This is a genomic window from Enterobacter sp. PL_is379, assembly GCF_055817355.1.
This window is the reverse complement of record NZ_JBVPGT010000031.1, coordinates 321,641-337,215: the sequence shown is the minus strand read 5'-3', so window position 1 is coordinate 337,215 and position 15,575 is coordinate 321,641. Positions and strand designations below refer to the sequence as shown.

The 15,575-nt window shown below is 57.3% G+C and carries 18 protein-coding genes; 4 read left to right on the top strand and 14 right to left on the bottom strand.

Annotated elements, in window-relative coordinates:
• The first annotated feature begins 160 nt into the window (after positions 1 to 160).
• Entirely contained in the window at positions 161 to 568 is a 408-nt protein-coding gene (locus tag AC0TOY_RS18070) for a MarR family winged helix-turn-helix transcriptional regulator (protein ID WP_024909249.1), read from the top strand.
• On the opposite strand, the gene AC0TOY_RS18065 is transcribed toward AC0TOY_RS18070, so the two are convergent.
• The gene (locus AC0TOY_RS18065) at positions 565 to 1,452 is read right to left on the bottom strand and encodes a LysR family transcriptional regulator (protein ID WP_473722360.1); all 888 of its coding nucleotides are present in this window, start codon (positions 1,450 to 1,452) and stop codon (positions 565 to 567) included. The genes AC0TOY_RS18070 and AC0TOY_RS18065 overlap by 4 nt on opposite strands.
• Positions 1,453 to 1,560: 108 nt before the next feature.
• Here AC0TOY_RS18065 and AC0TOY_RS18060 point away from each other — a divergent pair, with 108 nt between their 5' ends.
• Complete coding sequence (locus tag AC0TOY_RS18060; protein WP_473722275.1) at positions 1,561 to 2,763, top strand: MFS transporter; 1,203 nt, start codon at positions 1,561 to 1,563, stop codon at positions 2,761 to 2,763.
• Positions 2,760 to 3,140: a DUF4440 domain-containing protein gene (locus AC0TOY_RS18055; protein WP_024909252.1), complete on the top strand. Its 381-nt coding sequence runs from the start codon at positions 2,760 to 2,762 to the stop codon at positions 3,138 to 3,140. Before AC0TOY_RS18060 ends, AC0TOY_RS18055 begins: the two co-directional genes overlap by 4 nt.
• Positions 3,141 to 3,192: 52 nt before the next feature.
• Here the strand turns inward: AC0TOY_RS18055 and rpoS are convergent, their stop codons facing one another.
• The 13 genes from rpoS to cysG form a co-directional block, all read right to left on the bottom strand.
• Positions 3,193 to 4,185 (bottom strand): RNA polymerase sigma factor RpoS, encoded by a 993-nt coding sequence (gene rpoS / locus AC0TOY_RS18050; protein ID WP_008499600.1) that lies wholly within the window; start codon positions 4,183 to 4,185, stop codon positions 3,193 to 3,195.
• Positions 4,186 to 4,244: 59 nt separating this feature from the next.
• Positions 4,245 to 5,369: a murein hydrolase activator NlpD gene (nlpD, locus tag AC0TOY_RS18045; RefSeq protein ID WP_061714543.1), complete on the bottom strand. Its 1,125-nt coding sequence runs from the start codon at positions 5,367 to 5,369 to the stop codon at positions 4,245 to 4,247.
• A gap of 116 nt (positions 5,370 to 5,485) precedes the next feature.
• Positions 5,486 to 6,112, bottom strand: a complete 627-nt coding sequence (locus tag AC0TOY_RS18040) for a protein-L-isoaspartate(D-aspartate) O-methyltransferase (RefSeq protein WP_157189659.1) — start codon at positions 6,110 to 6,112, stop codon at positions 5,486 to 5,488.
• A complete protein-coding gene (surE, locus tag AC0TOY_RS18035) occupies positions 6,106 to 6,867 on the bottom strand; it encodes a 5'/3'-nucleotidase SurE (protein WP_021241911.1) in 762 nt (253 codons plus the stop codon). Before surE ends, AC0TOY_RS18040 begins: the two co-directional genes overlap by 7 nt.
• On the bottom strand, positions 6,848 to 7,897 hold the full coding sequence (gene truD, locus AC0TOY_RS18030; protein WP_248165704.1) for a tRNA pseudouridine(13) synthase TruD: 1,050 nt from the start codon (positions 7,895 to 7,897) through the stop codon (positions 6,848 to 6,850). The genes surE and truD overlap by 20 nt, the downstream gene beginning before the upstream one ends.
• The gene (gene ispF, locus AC0TOY_RS18025) at positions 7,894 to 8,373 is read right to left on the bottom strand and encodes a 2-C-methyl-D-erythritol 2,4-cyclodiphosphate synthase (RefSeq protein ID WP_008499607.1); all 480 of its coding nucleotides are present in this window, start codon (positions 8,371 to 8,373) and stop codon (positions 7,894 to 7,896) included. Before ispF ends, truD begins: the two co-directional genes overlap by 4 nt.
• Positions 8,373 to 9,083 carry a 2-C-methyl-D-erythritol 4-phosphate cytidylyltransferase gene (gene ispD / locus AC0TOY_RS18020; protein ID WP_473722274.1) on the bottom strand — a complete coding sequence of 237 codons (711 nt, stop codon included), beginning with the start codon at positions 9,081 to 9,083 and terminating at the stop codon, positions 8,373 to 8,375. Before ispD ends, ispF begins: the two co-directional genes overlap by 1 nt.
• Before the next feature lie 19 nt (positions 9,084 to 9,102).
• Positions 9,103 to 9,414: a cell division protein FtsB gene (gene ftsB / locus AC0TOY_RS18015; protein WP_008499609.1), complete on the bottom strand. Its 312-nt coding sequence runs from the start codon at positions 9,412 to 9,414 to the stop codon at positions 9,103 to 9,105.
• Positions 9,415 to 9,580: 166 nt separating this feature from the next.
• A complete protein-coding gene (locus AC0TOY_RS18010; RefSeq protein WP_008499610.1) occupies positions 9,581 to 9,907 on the bottom strand; it encodes a DUF3561 family protein in 327 nt (108 codons plus the stop codon).
• A 58-nt stretch (positions 9,908 to 9,965) separates the two neighbouring features.
• Positions 9,966 to 10,571, bottom strand: a complete 606-nt coding sequence (cysC, locus tag AC0TOY_RS18005; protein ID WP_048990159.1) for an adenylyl-sulfate kinase — start codon at positions 10,569 to 10,571, stop codon at positions 9,966 to 9,968.
• Complete coding sequence (cysN, locus tag AC0TOY_RS18000; protein ID WP_024909257.1) at positions 10,571 to 11,995, bottom strand: sulfate adenylyltransferase subunit CysN; 1,425 nt, start codon at positions 11,993 to 11,995, stop codon at positions 10,571 to 10,573. Before cysN ends, cysC begins: the two co-directional genes overlap by 1 nt.
• Before the next feature lie 9 nt (positions 11,996 to 12,004).
• Entirely contained in the window at positions 12,005 to 12,913 is a 909-nt protein-coding gene (gene cysD / locus AC0TOY_RS17995) for a sulfate adenylyltransferase subunit CysD (protein WP_006811770.1), read from the bottom strand.
• Between the two features lie 9 nt (positions 12,914 to 12,922).
• Positions 12,923 to 14,281, bottom strand: coding sequence for a siroheme synthase CysG (gene cysG, locus AC0TOY_RS17990; RefSeq protein ID WP_024909258.1), 1,359 nt, complete (start codon positions 14,279 to 14,281; stop codon positions 12,923 to 12,925).
• Between the two features lie 237 nt (positions 14,282 to 14,518).
• On the opposite strand from cysG, the gene AC0TOY_RS17985 reads away from it, so the two are divergent.
• Positions 14,519 to 15,562 carry an aminopeptidase gene (locus AC0TOY_RS17985; protein WP_024909259.1) on the top strand — a complete coding sequence of 348 codons (1,044 nt, stop codon included), beginning with the start codon at positions 14,519 to 14,521 and terminating at the stop codon, positions 15,560 to 15,562.
• Positions 15,563 to 15,575: the final 13 nt, after the last annotated feature.

The window sequence follows — 15,575 nt, the reverse complement described above, 5'->3', positions numbered from 1 at the left end:
ATAATTTGTTCGTACACGAACATTATAAATAAGCTACTCCAGGATTGTTTTTCTGACAAGATCGTTCGCATACGATCACACGAATGGCTAAAAAATGCCGCGTTAAAATTGAGAGCAATAGCGGCTATCATAGGGGGAGATTTTTTCCGTCGGAGTGTTCATGGAACTAAGACAAGAGGCGTTCCACCTGTTACGTCAGCTTTTTCAACAGCATACCGCGCAGTGGCAACATGCCTTGCCGGAACTGACCAAGCCACAGTATGCGGTGATGCGTTCCATTGCCGAGCATCCGGGCATTGAACAGGTGGCATTGACTGAAGTCGCGGTCAGCACGAAAGCGACCCTGGCGGAGATGCTCAGCCGTATGGAGGCGCGTGGTCTGGTCAAACGCGAGCACGACCCTGCGGATAAGCGCCGTCGCTTTGTCTTCCTGACGCCAGAAGGGGAAGCCCTGCTTGCAGACTGCAAGCCGGTAGGCAATGAGGTTGATGAGGCCTTTTTAGGCCGTCTAAGCAAGGCCGAACGGGAGCAGTTCTCGGCGCTCATCAAAAAGATGATGCACGATTAATTCACGCTGGTACGCATAAAATCGATAAAGGTGCGCACTTTCGCTGACACATGCCGGGCATCAGGATACACCGCATAGATACCCTGCCGCGCAAAGGTATATTCCGGTAATACCGGGGCCAGTTTTCCCGCATCAAGCGCACCGCGTACCAGCCATTCCGGTAGTAACGCCACCCCACCGCCTGCGAGCGCAAAAGCCATAAGGGCCTGAGCGCTGTCGGCAAACAGGCGCGGCGCTTGTTTTATCTCCAGCATGTCAGGCGCACCGCTGGCATCTCTCACCTGCCAGCGCAGCGGCGAGGCCAGGCGCTCGTGAATAATCCAGTCCGCGTGAGCCAGCTGCGCAAGCGTTTCTATCGGATGGTTAACGAGCCACCCGGGCGTCGCCACAGGGATAATAGAAAAGTGCGAAATCAGCGCGGCGTGGTTGCGCGAATCGGCAAGCGTTCCCAGCCGGATGGCCACGTCAAAGCGCTCCGAGATAAGGTCGGCGTGCAGGGACGACGAAGCATGTCGTACGCGAAGATCCGGGTGCTGCTGGCTAAACCTGGCCAGCAGCGGCACCACCACCCGGGAGCCATACTCGGGCGTAGTGGTGATCCGCAGTTCGCCAGTAAGCCCCGCATGGTTCGCGCGGACATCTTCCTGCAGCCGTTCGGCGTCCTTCAGAAGCGCCACGCTGCGCTGATGAAAAAGCGCGCCCGCCTCGGTTAACGTCAGTCGACGGGTGGAGCGCAGCAGCAGCGTAACGCCCAGCTCATCTTCAAGCTGGCGAATATTGAAGCTAACGACCGCTTTTGTCAGCCCCATCGCCTCGGCGGCCGCCGTAAAACTGCCGGTGTCGGCCACCGCGACAAACATCTGCGTCCGCTGCAGGTTAATCATCATCACGCCCTTTACTGTCAAAATATTTTTGACAGTATATCGCGCTTTGTCAGGTTTATCCGTGATTACCGAGCCGATACGATACGCCACCTCACCGGAGGATCCACCATGACGTATCGCAGCAAAGTCGCCGTTGTTTATCTGCTGGGCTTTTTTCTTGATTTGATCAACATGTTCATTGCCAGCGTCGCGTTCCCGGCAATGGCTCACGTCTTTAACGCCACGCCTTCGGCCCTTACCTGGGTTAGTAACGGGTACATTGCCGGCCTGACGCTGGTGATCCCGTTTAGCAGCGTGCTCACGCGCCGCATCGGGCCCAAGCGCGTCATCCTGCTCTCGCTTTTTCTGTTCAGCGCAGCCTCCGCAGCGGCGGGCCTGTCTGCAACGCTTGAAAGTCTGATCGCCTGGCGAATGATCCAGGGCGTGGGAGGAGGCTTACTGATCCCCGTTGGACAGGCGCTGACCTGGCAACAGTATAAGCCTCACGAGCGTGCCAGACTCTCCTCGGCGGTGATGCTGGTCGCGCTGCTTGCCCCGGCCTGCTCCCCGGCTGTCGGCGGCGTGCTGGTGCAGACGCTGGGCTGGCGATGGATCTTTTTCGCTACGCTACCGGTCGCTATCGTGACCTTTGCTCTAGCGTGCCTGTGGCTTAAACACGAAAAACCCACGATGAAAGCGGCCAGACTGCTAAACCTGCCCTTGCTCGCGGACCCGCTTTTGCGTTTTTCCATGCTTGTTTATTTATGCGTTCCTGGCGTATTTATTGGGGTGAGCGTCACGGGCATGTTTTATCTTCAGCACGTGGCGAACATGAGCCCAGCCGCAACGGGGATGCTCATGCTGCCGTGGTCCGTGGCATCGTTTATCGCCATCACGGCAACGGGACGTTATTTTAACCGTATCGGTCCCCGGCCGCTGATCGTCATCGGCTGCCTGTTGCAGGCCACGGGTATCCTGCTATTGATTAACATCAGTTCGGCTACGCTGCTGCCTGCCGTTGCGTTTACCCTGATGGGCGCGGGAGGAAGCCTGTGCAGCAGTACGGCTCAGAGCAGCGCGTTTCTGACAACGCGACGGGATGAGATGCCGGATGCCAGCGCGCTGTGGAATCTCAATCGTCAGCTGAGCTTTTTTGCCGGTGCCCTGCTGCTTGCCCAAGTGCTGAACCTGGCTCAGGCGTGGCTGCCACCGCTCGCCGCCTGGCACGGGATGTTTATTTTTGCAGCAGGCATGACCTTGCTGCCTGTACTGTATGTTTTTCGTCTTAACAATTCGCAGGTGCTCACCCAGCTGCGACAGGAGAATTCATGACGCCTTTCGAACACGACATTATCGACCTCCACATTGCGCTTGAAGACTGGTTAGGCAAAGGTGAAGGTGATTCCGACGCCCTGCACGCCCGTTTTCGTCCCGATTTTCTGATGATCCCGCCGGGCGGCGTTCATATCGACTATGACGGCCTTGTCAGCTTTCTGGAAAAACAGCGCGGAAGCCGTCCCGGACTGAAGATCGTCATTGATGAATTAACTACGCGCCAGGCGTGGCCTCACGGCGCGGTACTCCATTACCGGGAGACGCAAACCCGGCCGGACCAGCCCGTTAACGTGCGCTGGTCAACCGCGGTGCTCAATCAGGAAGGCGATCGGATAGTGTGGCGTCTGCTGCACGAGACGGCGACGCAACCGTAACACAAAAGAAAAAGGCCCGTCTCACGACGGGCCTTTTTTGACGAAAGGTTGCTTATTCGCGGAACAGCGCTTCGATATTCAGACCTTGCCCCTGCAGGATTTCACGCAGGCGGCGCAGACCTTCAACCTGAATCTGACGAACACGTTCACGGGTCAGGCCAATTTCGCGGCCGACGTCTTCCAGTGTCGCAGCTTCATACCCCAGTAAACCGAAACGACGTGCCAGCACTTCACGCTGTTTGGCGTTCAGTTCGAACAGCCATTTGACGATGCTCTGTTTCATGTCATCGTCCTGCGTGGTGTCTTCCGGGCCGTTGTCTTTTTCATCGGCCAGGATGTCCAGCAGCGCTTTTTCGGAGTCGCCACCCAGCGGGGTGTCAACGGAGGTAATGCGCTCGTTGAGACGCAGCATACGGCTTACGTCATCAACCGGTTTATCGAGTTGTTCGGCAATTTCTTCTGCGCTTGGCTCGTGGTCCAGCTTATGGGACAACTCGCGCGCGGTGCGCAGATAAACGTTCAACTCTTTGACGATGTGAATCGGCAGGCGGATCGTACGGGTCTGGTTCATAATAGCCCGTTCGATGGTCTGACGAATCCACCAGGTCGCGTAGGTTGAGAAACGGAACCCGCGTTCCGGGTCAAACTTCTCAACTGCGCGGATGAGACCCAGGTTGCCCTCTTCAATCAGATCCAGCAGAGCCAGACCACGATTGCCGTAACGGCGGGCAATTTTCACGACCAGTCGCAGGTTACTTTCAATCATGCGACGACGCGAGGCCACATCACCACGCAAAGCACGACGTGCGAAATAGACTTCTTCTTCGGCCGTTAGCAGTGGGGAGTAACCAATCTCCCCAAGGTAAAGCTGAGTCGCGTCCAGTACACGCTGTGTGGCACCCTGCGATAACAGCTCTTCTTCAGCCAAATCGTTATCACTGGGTTCCTCTTCTACTAAGGCTTTTTCGTCAAAAGCCTCTACTCCGTTCTCATCAAATTCCGCGTCTTCATTTAAATCATGAACTTTCAGCGTATTCTGACTCATAAGGTGGCTCCTACCCGTGATCCCTGAACGAGACACCCTGGCTGGCATGCCCCGTCAAATTATCGCTGCGGCAAGTACTGCAGCGGGTTTACGGATTTCCCCTTGTAACGAATTTCAAAATGCAAGCGTGTAGAACTGGTTCCGGTGCTACCCATGGTAGCGATTTTTTGCCCCGCCTTAACTTCTTGTTGTTCCCGGACCAGCATTGTGTCGTTATGGGCGTAGGCACTCAGGTAATCATCGTTATGTTTGATGATAATAAGATTACCGTAACCGCGCAGAGCGTTACCGGCATACACAACGCGTCCGTCTGCGGTCGCGATGATAGCCTGTCCTTTACTCCCTGCGATATCGATCCCTTTATTTCCCCCTTCGGAGGAAGAGAAGTTTTCGATAACCTTGCCGTCAGTTGGCCAGCGCCATGCAGAAATCGGCGAACTGGAGGTCATACTGCTGGCAGTCGGTTCAGTAGAGCTAACCACAGGTGCCGTAACCGGTGCTGTGACAGCAGTCGCAGTCCCTTTATTATTCGGCAACATTTTGTTAGCAGTCTGATCACCTGAATCCTCAGAATACGTAATTACAGGTTGTGAAGCAACCACCGTGGTGGATTTTTGTGCAGGCTTAACGCTGTTATTCTGCGCCGTCACATCGGCCGCGGAAACGGTGTTGCCAGGGGTCAGCGGCGTGCCCGTCGCGTTACCCACCTGGAGCGTTTGCCCGACTTCCAGACCGTATGGGGCCTGGACGTTATTGCGCTGCGCGAGGTCACGGAAATCGTTCCCGGTGATCCACGCAATGTAGAACAGCGTATCGCCGCGTTTCACGGTATAGGTGCTGCCACCGGTGTAGCTGCCTTTCGGAATGTTCCCATACTGGCGGTTATAGACTATGCGGCCATTTTGGGTCTGAACAGGTTGTTCAACTGGCTGAACCTGCATTGGCTGTGTAACAGGATGTTGCACAGGCTGAATTTGTGGTGTTTTCTGCGGCGCAGCCGTCCCCATTTTAGGTGGCGGCGTGATTAACATTCCGCTGGACGTGTTACCGGAGCCGCTGTTTCCGCCGACGGAACTGACGGGCGCAGGCGCGTTGTTAGAACTTGTACAACCTGCCAGCCAGAGCGAAACCAGTGATAATGCCGCAACACGGCTGATGGTGAATTTAGGGCTTCCCGCGCTCATTTATCCCCCAGGAATGTTTTAACTACAAGTGACTTAAAATTTACCGTGATGGCACGAATCTTTCGCGCCACACCATACGCTGAATTTGCCTTAATAACCCTGGATAATTCCGAGTCTCAGGCCAACTCCCCCTTCACCAGAGGCACAAAGCGCACGGCTTCCACGGTGTCGATAATATACTCGCCGCCGCGCCGACGAACGCGCTTCAACAGCTGCTGCTCGTCCCCGACAGGCAGAACCAGAATGCCCCCCTCATCCAGCTGCGATAACAGGGCAGCTGGAATTTCAGGCGGGGCCGCCGTCACGATGATGGCGTCAAACGGGGCGCGAGCTTTCCAACCCTGCCATCCATCACCGTGTCGTGTCGAAACATTATGTAAATCAAGTTGTTTCAGGCGACGACGCGCCTGCCACTGTAAACCTTTAATCCGCTCAACGGAGCATACATGGTGCACCAGATGCGCCAGGATCGCAGTCTGATACCCCGACCCGGTGCCAATCTCCAGCACGCGGGAGTCGGGCGTCAGCTCCAGCAGCTCCGTCATCCGCGCTACCATATAAGGCTGCGAAATCGTCTGGCCCTGCCCGATGGGCAGCGCCACGTTTTCCCACGCTTTGTGTTCAAACGCCTCGTCTACAAATTTCTCACGCGGAACCTGAGCAAGTGCTTCAAGCACGTGCTCGTCGCGGATCCCCTGCGCGCGGAGTTGTTCCAGAAGAGTTTGTACACGTTTGTTTACCATTGCGCGTTCACTCCTGCGCGATCCAGCCAGCCCGACACCACATCATGCGCGCTATACGCGGTTAAATCTACGTGCAGCGGGGTAACCGAAACATAGCCTTCTTCTACGGCGGCAAAGTCGGTATCCGGACCCGCATCGCACTTATCGCCAGGAGGGCCAATCCAGTAAAGCGTGTTGCCGCGCGGATCCTGCTGCGGGATCACCTGATCGGCAGGATGTCGGCTTCCGCAACGGGTGACGCGAATGCCTTTAATTTCATCGAGAGGAAGATCCGGCACGTTGATGTTGAGGATGCGCCCGGTACGCAACGGCTCGCGGCCGAGTGCCCGCAGGATCGAACAGGTCACCGCAGCGGCGGTGTCGTAGTGCGTGTAGCCGTTTAACGAGACCGCCAGCGCCGGGAACCCCAGATGGCGCCCTTCCATTGCGGCCGCCACGGTACCGGAGTAAATCACGTCATCGCCGAGGTTAGGACCGGCGTTAATGCCGGAGACAACGATATCCGGACGCGGTCGCATCAGCGCGTTCACGCCCAGAAAAACACAGTCGGTTGGCGTGCCCATCTGCACGGCAATATCGCCATTTTCAAAGGTAAAGGTGCGAAGCGACGACTCCAGCGTCAGCGAGTTAGACGCTCCACTGCGGTTACGATCGGGTGCCACGACCTGCACATCCGCAAATTCGCGGAGGTGTTTCGCCAGGGTCTGAATGCCCGGCGCGTGGATCCCGTCATCGTTACTCAGCAATATTCGCATAATCACCCGAGGTGTTGATAAGTTCCCTGACAACACTGGTGGCAAAGCTACCTGCCGGTAGCCAGAAGCGTAACTCGACGGTCACGTCATCCCACCAGTTCCAGCTTAACTGCTGCGGATAGAGCAGCATCGCGCGGCGTGCCGCGTCGACTTTTTCCCGCACCAGCAAGGATTGCAGTTCTGGCGCATCCGCTACGGCTGACTGCTCGGCGGCCAGCGCGTCGCCCTGTGTTCCCCAGTCGCCCGTACCGGGCAGCGCGGCGGTAATCATCAGCGCTTTTGCGTCCACGCGCGACTGCACATCGGCCATTTCTTCGGCCGTTGCCACAAACCAGCTTCCGCGTCCCGCTAATTGTAGCGCATCGCCAACAACAACTTGATTCGCGTCCGGTTTTTTCAGCCTTTCGCTCACAATCTGATTAAACAACGCACTGCGGGCCGCCGACAACCAAAAACTGCGTTTACTCCTGTCCCGCACCGGTGCATCGCTTTGCGCCCAGCGCAGCGCGCCCTGCAGGTTGCTGCCGCCAATGCCAAAGCGCTGCGCGCCAAAGTAGTTCGGCACGCCGCGTTCACTGATAGCGTTCAGACGTTTTTCAACGTCTTCGCGGTGGGTCACTTCCCGCAGCACCAGCGTAAAGTCGTTACCCTTCAACGCCCCCAGACGCAGTTTTCGCTTGTGGCGGGCGAATTCCAGTACCTTACAACCCTCAAGCTCAAATTTGCTTAAATCAGGCATCGTATTACCGGGAACGCGCGCGCAGAGCCACTGTTCAGTGACGGCGTGTTTATCTTTCTGCCCGGCAAAGCTCACTTCGCGGGCATGAATTTTAAGGAATTTTGCCAGCGCGTCGGCCACAAAGCGGGTATTGCAGCCATTTTTCAGAATACGCACCAGGATATGTTCGCCTTCGCCATCCGGCTCAAAGCCCAGATCCTCTACCACGAGGAAGTCTTCAGGGCTGGCTTTCAGCACCCCGTTCCCCTGCGGTTTACCGTGCAGGTATGTCAGGTTGTCGAAGTCTGTCATTTGCTCGCCTTCACCAGCAGCGCCACGGCTTCACAGGCAATCCCTTCGCCACGCCCGGTAAAGCCCAGCTTCTCGGTCGTCGTCGCTTTCACGTTCACGTCGTCCATATGGCAGCCCAGATCTTCTGCAATAAACACGCGCATCTGCGGAATGTGCGGCAGCATTTTCGGGGCCTGGGCAATAATCGTTACGTCGACGTTGCCGAGGGTGTAACCTTTCGCCTGAATGCGACGCCACGCTTCGCGCAGCAGTTCGCGGCTGTCCGCGCCTTTAAATGCCGGGTCGGTGTCCGGGAACAGCTTGCCGATATCACCCAGCGCGGCCGCGCCCAACAGCGCGTCGGTCAGCGCATGCAGCGCCACGTCGCCATCAGAATGCGCCAGCAGTCCTTTTTCATAAGGAATGCGCACGCCGCCAATGATAATTGGGCCTTCTCCGCCAAAGGCGTGTACATCAAAACCGTGTCCAATTCGCATTATGCCTTCTCCTGATGGGTCGAACGGGTAAGATAGAATTCCGCAAGCTGTAAATCTTCCGGACGCGTCACTTTAATATTATCAGCGCGTCCTTCAACAAGCTCAGGGTGGAAACCGCAATATTCCAGCGCAGAGGCTTCGTCTGTGATGGTCACACCTTCTCTAAGCGCACGCGTTAAGCAGTCGTGGAGTAATTCGCGGGGGAAAAATTGTGGCGTCAGCGCGTGCCATAAATCGACGCGATCGACGGTGTGGGCGATAGCCTGTTTACCCGGCTCGGCGCGCTTCATGGTGTCGCGCACCGGTGCGGCCAAAATCCCGCCAACCTTGCTTGTTTCGCTCAGGGCCAGCAGACGCGCAAGGTCGTCCTGATGGAGGCACGGACGCGCCGCGTCATGCACCAGCACCCACGGCGCGTTTCCGGCGGCCTGAATGCCCGCCAGCACGGAATCGGCGCGCTCGGCGCCACCGTCAACGACGGTAATCTGTGGATGATTTGCCAGCGGCAGCTGCGCAAAGCGCGCATCGCCAGGGCTGATAGCGATGATCACCCGCGTCACCCGTGGGTGCGCCAGCAGCGCCGCCACGGCGTGCTCGAGGATCGTTTTATCGCCAATAGAGAGGTACTGCTTGGGACATTCTGTCTGCATGCGCCGGCCAAAACCTGCGGCCGGCACCACGGCGCATACGTCCGAAAAAGTTACTGCCATGTCGTAATCCTGGGCCTGATTATCGATTGTTTTGTGCTGAGCCCTGATTGCGTTTAGACGCATCCGGAACCAGACGATAAAAGGTTTCGCCCGGCTTAGTCATACTGAGTTCATTGCGTGCGCGTTCCTCAATCGCCTCTTGCCCGCCATTGAGGTCATCAATTTCAGCAAAGAGTTGATCGTTTCGCGCCTTAAGTTTGGCGTTTGTTGCCTGCTGAGCCGCGACGTCATCGCTTACCCGGCTATAGTCGTGCAGTCCGTTCTTACCGAACCACAGCGAATATTGCAGCCAGATTAGCAAAGCCAGCAACAGCAGCGTTAGTTTACCCATCCTGCCCCCTGAAAAACGGCATCATCATCCCAAGACTTCCCCAGAGCACTACGCCGGGGTAACAGAGATGCCGCAACATCGCGGGCAAATGTACCACATTTTTTCCGCAGAATCGTCCTGCACAATATCGTTACACAGTTGGTTACGGTTTGAATTATGGCTGAAGTTAGCCCATGAGCCACAAAAATAACAGACCAAACATCAGAACCACCGTCACAATCGTGACCACGGTGCTGTACAGGAGCTTGCCATTGAGTAACGAGTGCAGCGCAATGCCGACGACAACCGCCACGGGCATCAGCGCCAGAAAGAAAGGCCAGGTGTAGAGAAAGAAGAACAGCGTGTTACCGCCGTAGATGAGAAACGGGATACCCAGCGCCAGCAACCATGAGACGAAGCCGATGATGGCCCCAGGAAATGACCAGGTCGTTTCGTCGTCGGTCGCGAGCGGCTCCGACCCGGTGGTGGTGATGTAATGTTCACTGTTGCGCATAGCTAATCCTGTGACCGTGACTCATCGTTCGGGAAGACAGCTCCCGAACGATACCGTCTCAGGATCTGATAATATCGTCCCGTCTGAGCAGGTCTAATAATTGGCTTACTAAATTTGTTACCAATTGTTGACCCTCCAGGTGAATTTCAGGCGATTCAGGCGCTTCGTATACCGCGTCAATTCCGGTGAAGTTTCGCAGTTCTCCGGCACGCGCTTTTTTGTACAGCCCTTTCGGGTCGCGCGCTTCGCAAATCTCCAGCGGCGTATCAACAAACACCTCGATAAAGCGATCCTGACCCACGCGTTCACGCACCATCTGGCGCTCGGCGCGGTGCGGAGAGATAAACGCGGTCAGCACCACCAGCCCGGCGTCCGCCATCAGGCTGGCCACTTCGCCTACCCGGCGGATGTTCTCTTTACGGTCGTCGTCGCTAAACCCTAAATCGCTGCACAGGCCGTGACGCACGTTGTCACCATCCAGCAGGTACGTGCTTACGCCCTGCTGATACAGCGCCTCTTCCAGCGCGCCCGCCACCGTTGATTTACCCGAGCCGGACAGCCCGGTAAACCACAGCACAACCCCACGGTGACCGTGGAGCTGTTCGCGCTGGGCGACGGTCACCGGATGAGGATGCCAGACGACGTTCTCATCATGGGCGGCCATTACTTGCCTCCCAGCAGATCGCGTGCGCCCCAGTGCGGGAAGTGTTTACGCACCAGCGCGTTCAGTTCCAGCTCGAAGGCACTGAATTCAGACGCCACGACAGACTGTTTAATCGGTTCGCGGACCATACCGGCCCCGACGGTAACGTTGGTCAGCCTGTCGATAAAGATAAGCCCCCCCGTCACCGGGTTCTGCTGATACGGATCCAGCACCAGCGGTTCGTCGAAGGTCAGATCGACCAGACCGATGCCATTCAGCGGCAGTTCGGTAACCTCACGCTGGGTCAGGTTGTTGATGTCCACCTGGAACTGAATACCGTCCACGCGGGCGCGGGTTTTCTTGCCGGCAATTTTGATGTCGTAGCTCTGGCCCGACGTCAGCGGTTGCTCCGCCATCCACACCACGTCCACGGAAGCCCCCTGTACGGCGGCCAGGGTTTCCTGGGCATCCACCAGCAGATCGCCCCGGCTGATATCAATCTCGTCTTTCAGCACCAGCGTTACGGCTTCACCGGCGCCCGCTTCCTGCAGGTCACCGTCGAAGGTGACGATGCGGGCGATGGTGGATTCCACGCCGGATGGCAGCACCTTAACGCGCTGGCCGACCTTCACGGAGCCTGACGCGAGGGTACCTGAGAAACCGCGGAAATCGAGGTTAGGACGGTTAACGTACTGCACCGGGAAGCGCATCGGCTGGGTGTCGACCACGCGCTGAATTTCAACGGTTTCCAGCACCTCCAGCAGCGTCGGGCCGCTGTACCACGGCATGTTCGCGCTCTGGGAGGCGACGTTATCCCCTTCCAGCGCCGAGAGCGGCACAAAGCGGATATCCAGGTTGCCCGGCAGCTGCTCGGCAAAGGTCAGGTAGCTCTGGCGGATCTCCTCGAACTTCTCTTCGCTGAAGTTCACCAGATCCATCTTGTTGACCGCCACCACCAGGTGTTTGATCCCCAGCAGCGTGGAGATAAAGCTGTGACGACGGGTCTGATCCAGCACGCCTTTACGCGCGTCCATCAGCAGGATGGCCAGGTCGCAGGTAGAGGCGCCGGTTGCCATGTTACGGGTGTACTGCTCGTGTCCCGGGGTGTCGGCAATAATAAACTTGCGCTTCTCGGTAGAGAAGTAGCGGTAGGCCACGTCGATGGTGATGCCCTGCTCGCGCTCCGCCTGCAGGCCGTCCACCAGCAGGGCCAGGTCGAGTTTTTCACCCTGGGTGCCGTGACGTTTACTGTCGTTATGCAGGGAAGAGAGCTGATCTTCGTAAATCTGGCGCGTATCGTGCAGCAGACGGCCAATCAGGGTACTTTTCCCGTCATCCACGCTGCCGCAGGTCAGAAAACGCAGCAGGCTTTTATGTTGCTGCGCGTGCAGATAGGCTTCCACGCCGCCTTCGTTGGCAATTTGTTGAGCAATAGTGGTGTTCATGGCGGCTCCTTAGAAATAACCCTGACGTTTCTTCAGCTCCATGGAGCCTGCCTGGTCGCGGTCAATCACGCGCCCCTGTCGCTCACTGGTGGTGGACACCAGCATCTCTTCAATGATCTCCGGCAGCGTCTGCGCGCTGGATTCCACCGCGCCGGTCAGCGGCCAGCAACCGAGGGTGCGGAAACGGACCATCTGTTTCTTGATCACTTCACCCGGCTGCAGGTCGATGCGATCGTCGTCGATCATCATCAGCATGCCGTCGCGCTCCAGTACCGGGCGCTCGGCGGCCAGATACAGCGGAACGATCTCGATGTTTTCCAGATAGATGTACTGCCAGATATCCAGCTCGGTCCAGTTAGAGAGCGGGAAGACGCGAATGCTTTCGCCTTTGTTGATCTGACCATTGTAGTTGTGCCACAGCTCCGGGCGCTGGTTTTTGGGGTCCCAGCGGTGGAAGCGGTCGCGGAAGGAGTAGATACGCTCTTTGGCGCGGGATTTCTCTTCGTCACGGCGCGCGCCGCCAAAAGCAGCGTCAAAACCGTATTTATTCAGCGCCTGCTTCAGCCCTTCGGTTTTCATGATATCGGTATGCTTGGCGCTGCCGTGCACGAACGGGTTAATGCCCATCGCCACCCCTTCCGGGTTTTTATGCACCAGCAGCTCGCAGCCGTAGGCTTTGGCGGTACGGTCGCGAAACTCATACATCTCGCGGAATTTCCAGCCGGTATCCACGTGCAGCAGCGGGAACGGCAACGTGCCCGGATAAAACGCTTTACGCGCCAGATGCAGCATGACGCTGGAATCTTTACCGATGGAGTACATCATCACCGGGTTAGAAAACTCGGCGGCCACTTCGCGGATGATATGGATACTCTCCGCTTCGAGCTGCCGCAGGTGTGTAAGACGTTTTTGGTCCATAACCGTTCCTTAAGCCAAATTTACGACAGAAGAACCGAAGCCTTCTGTATCGGTTGTGTGTTGGAACCAGGCGAGCGTGCTGTGCAGCTGCACCACTTCTCCCACCACGATCAGGGCGGGCATCGGGGCATCTTTCGCCAGGGTTGCAAGTTGTTCCAGGGTGCCCGTCGCAACGTGCTGATCGACGCGCGTGCCGCGAGAAATGACGGCAACGGGCGTCGTCGCCTCGCGACCGTGCTGAATAAGCTGTTCGCTGATATCCGCCGCCTTCATCGTGCCCATGTAAATCGCCAGCGTCTGGCGGCTCTGGGCGAGATGGGACCAGTCGAACGGTGTGCTGTCAGCCTTGTAGTGGCCGGTCACAAAGGTGACGCTCTGGGCGTAATCGCGGTGGGTCAGCGGGATACCGGCGTAGGCCGTTACCGCAGAGGCCGCCGTAATGCCGGGCACCACCTGGAACGGTACGCCCGCTTCGGCTGCCGCCTGCAGCTCTTCGCCGCCGCGACCGAAGATAAACGGGTCTCCCCCTTTCAGGCGCACCACGGTTTTACCCGCTTTGGCGGCGTCAATCAGCATCTGGTTGGTGTCGTGCTGCGGCACAGAGTGCTCACCAGCCCGTTTGCCGACGCAGATTTGCTCCGCGTCGCGACGGATCAGCTCGCGCACGCCGTCGGTAACCAGATGGTCGTAAAACACCACGTCCGCGTCCTGCAGCACCTGCAGTCCGCGCAGCGTCAGGAGCCCGGCATCGCCCGGTCCTGCGCCTACCAGTATGATCTCCCCGCCGGTGCTGCCGGGGTTATCCAGTTCGTCTTCAAGAATTTTCTGCGCCGCCGTCTCATTGCCGGCATGCATCAGGCTGGCAAAGCGGCCGCGAAACACGCGTTCCCAGAAGCGACGGCGTTCCGTCACGCTGGTCAGGCGGGTTTTCAGATGGTTGCGCCAGTAGCTGGCTTTTTCCGCCATGCGCCCGAGGCTGGTCGGCAGCAGCGCTTCGATTTTTTCCCGCAGCACGCGCGCCAGCACCGGTGCGGTACCGCCGGAGGAGATCGCCACCAGCAGCGGCGAACGGTCAACGATCGACGGGAAGATAAACGAGCATAAAGGCTGGTCGTCCACCACGTTCACCAGGCGGTAGCGGGCCTGAGCGGCCTCGGAAATCCGCCGGTTCAGGTCGCGATCTTCGGTCGCCGCAATCACCAGCACGACGCTGTCGATTTGGGATTCGTCGAAATCCGCTTCTGCTACTACCCGCACCTGCGCCCCTGCGCGCTGCAGAAACGCAATTTTGCGATCGGCAATTTCACCCGTGCCAACAACCAGCACCGGCTTCTCTTTTATCGCGGCAAATAAGGGCAGATAGTCCACAAGCAACAACTCACTAACAACGAGGAATAGAGGGACTATAGGGGGCGGCTTAGACCGAATGAAATTACGAATTGGAATGAGTAGTTACTCAATGGAATAACGCCGTGAAAAAGCTAATACCAAAAAGTGCTTAACACGCGAAATTTCGGGCATTTAAGAGCAATTCAAATTGTGTATGGACGATCACAGTTTCATACTAAGCGGGTTATTATTTTGCTCAGTTTTTAAGGACTCACTATGTTCTCCGCAACGCGCCACCGTATTGCTGCCCTGGCGCTCGGCGTTTGCTTTATTCTTCCTGCCCAGGCAAAAAACCAACCTTATGGTGAAATCGCCAATATGCAGGCGCGGCATATTGCCACCGTCTTTCCTGGCCGTATGACCGGTTCGCCTGCGGAAATGCTCTCCGCGGACTATCTTCGCCAGCAGTTTGCCGGGATGGGCTACCAGAGCGACATCCGGTCGTTTCACAGCCGCTACGTCTATACCTCACGAAACAAAACGAAAAACTGGCATAACGTGACCGGCAGTACGGTTATCGCGGCGCATGAAGGTAGCGCAAAAGAGCAAATTATTGTTATGGCGCACCTTGATACCTACGCCCCGATGAGTGACGCCGATACGGATAACAACCTCGGCGGGCTGACGCTGCAGGGCATGGACGACAACGCGGCAGGCCTGGGCGTGATGCTCGAACTGGCCGAGCGGATGAAGGATATTCCAACCCAGTATGGTATCCGTTTCGTGGCCACCAGCGGTGAAGAAGAGGGCAAACTCGGCGCTGAGAATCTCCTTAAACGCATGAGCGCTGAGGAGAAGAAAAATACGCTGCTGGTGATCAACCTCGATAACCTGATCGTCGGCGACAAGCTCTATTTCAACAGCGGGCAAAGTACGCCGGGTACCGTGCGGAAACTGACGCGAGATCGTGCGCTGGCGATTGCCCGCAGCCACGGGGTTTATGCCACCAGCAACCCCGGCGGTAACCCGGATTACCCACGAGGAACGGGCTGCTGCAACGACGGGGAAGTGTTCGATAAGGCGGGCATTCCGGTGCTGTACGTGGAAGCGACAAACTGGGCGCTGGGCAAAAAAGATGGCTATCAGCAGCGGGCTAAATCAAAAGCCTTCCCGGACGGGACAAGCTGGCACAACGTGATGCTGGATAATCAGCAGCACATCGATCGCGCGCTGCCGCAGCGGATTGAGCACCGCAGCCGTGATGTGGTGAAGGTGATGCTGCCGCTGGTGAAGGAGCTGGCGAAAGCGGGGAAAGCCTAGTGCTTATTTTCCC

Bases quoted from the DNA above. Each gene is read 5' to 3' on its own strand.
- ispD (WP_473722274.1), bottom strand. From the start codon at position 9,083: ATGGCAGTAACTTTTTCGGACGTATGCGCCGTGGTGCCGGCCGCAGGT.
- AC0TOY_RS18065 (WP_473722360.1), bottom strand. From the start codon at position 1,452: ATGATTAACCTGCAGCGGACGCAGATGTTTGTCGCGGTGGCCGACACC.
- surE (WP_021241911.1), bottom strand. From the start codon at position 6,867: ATGCGAATATTGCTGAGTAACGATGACGGGATCCACGCGCCGGGCATT.
- AC0TOY_RS18010 (WP_008499610.1), bottom strand. From the start codon at position 9,907: ATGCGCAACAGTGAACATTACATCACCACCACCGGGTCGGAGCCGCTC.
- cysN (WP_024909257.1), bottom strand. From the start codon at position 11,995: ATGAACACCACTATTGCTCAACAAATTGCCAACGAAGGCGGCGTGGAA.
- AC0TOY_RS18040 (WP_157189659.1), bottom strand. From the start codon at position 6,112: ATGGTAAACAAACGTGTACAAACTCTTCTGGAACAACTCCGCGCGCAG.
- cysC (WP_048990159.1), bottom strand. From the start codon at position 10,571: ATGGCCGCCCATGATGAGAACGTCGTCTGGCATCCTCATCCGGTGACC.
- rpoS (WP_008499600.1), bottom strand. From the start codon at position 4,185: ATGAGTCAGAATACGCTGAAAGTTCATGATTTAAATGAAGACGCGGAA.
- cysD (WP_006811770.1), bottom strand. From the start codon at position 12,913: ATGGACCAAAAACGTCTTACACACCTGCGGCAGCTCGAAGCGGAGAGT.
- truD (WP_248165704.1), bottom strand. From the start codon at position 7,897: ATGACAGACTTCGACAACCTGACATACCTGCACGGTAAACCGCAGGGG.
- ispF (WP_008499607.1), bottom strand. From the start codon at position 8,373: ATGCGAATTGGACACGGTTTTGATGTACACGCCTTTGGCGGAGAAGGC.
- ftsB (WP_008499609.1), bottom strand. From the start codon at position 9,414: ATGGGTAAACTAACGCTGCTGTTGCTGGCTTTGCTAATCTGGCTGCAA.
- nlpD (WP_061714543.1), bottom strand. From the start codon at position 5,369: ATGAGCGCGGGAAGCCCTAAATTCACCATCAGCCGTGTTGCGGCATTA.
- AC0TOY_RS18055 (WP_024909252.1), top strand. From the start codon at position 2,760: ATGACGCCTTTCGAACACGACATTATCGACCTCCACATTGCGCTTGAA.
- AC0TOY_RS18070 (WP_024909249.1), top strand. From the start codon at position 161: ATGGAACTAAGACAAGAGGCGTTCCACCTGTTACGTCAGCTTTTTCAA.
- AC0TOY_RS18060 (WP_473722275.1), top strand. From the start codon at position 1,561: ATGACGTATCGCAGCAAAGTCGCCGTTGTTTATCTGCTGGGCTTTTTT.
- AC0TOY_RS17985 (WP_024909259.1), top strand. From the start codon at position 14,519: ATGTTCTCCGCAACGCGCCACCGTATTGCTGCCCTGGCGCTCGGCGTT.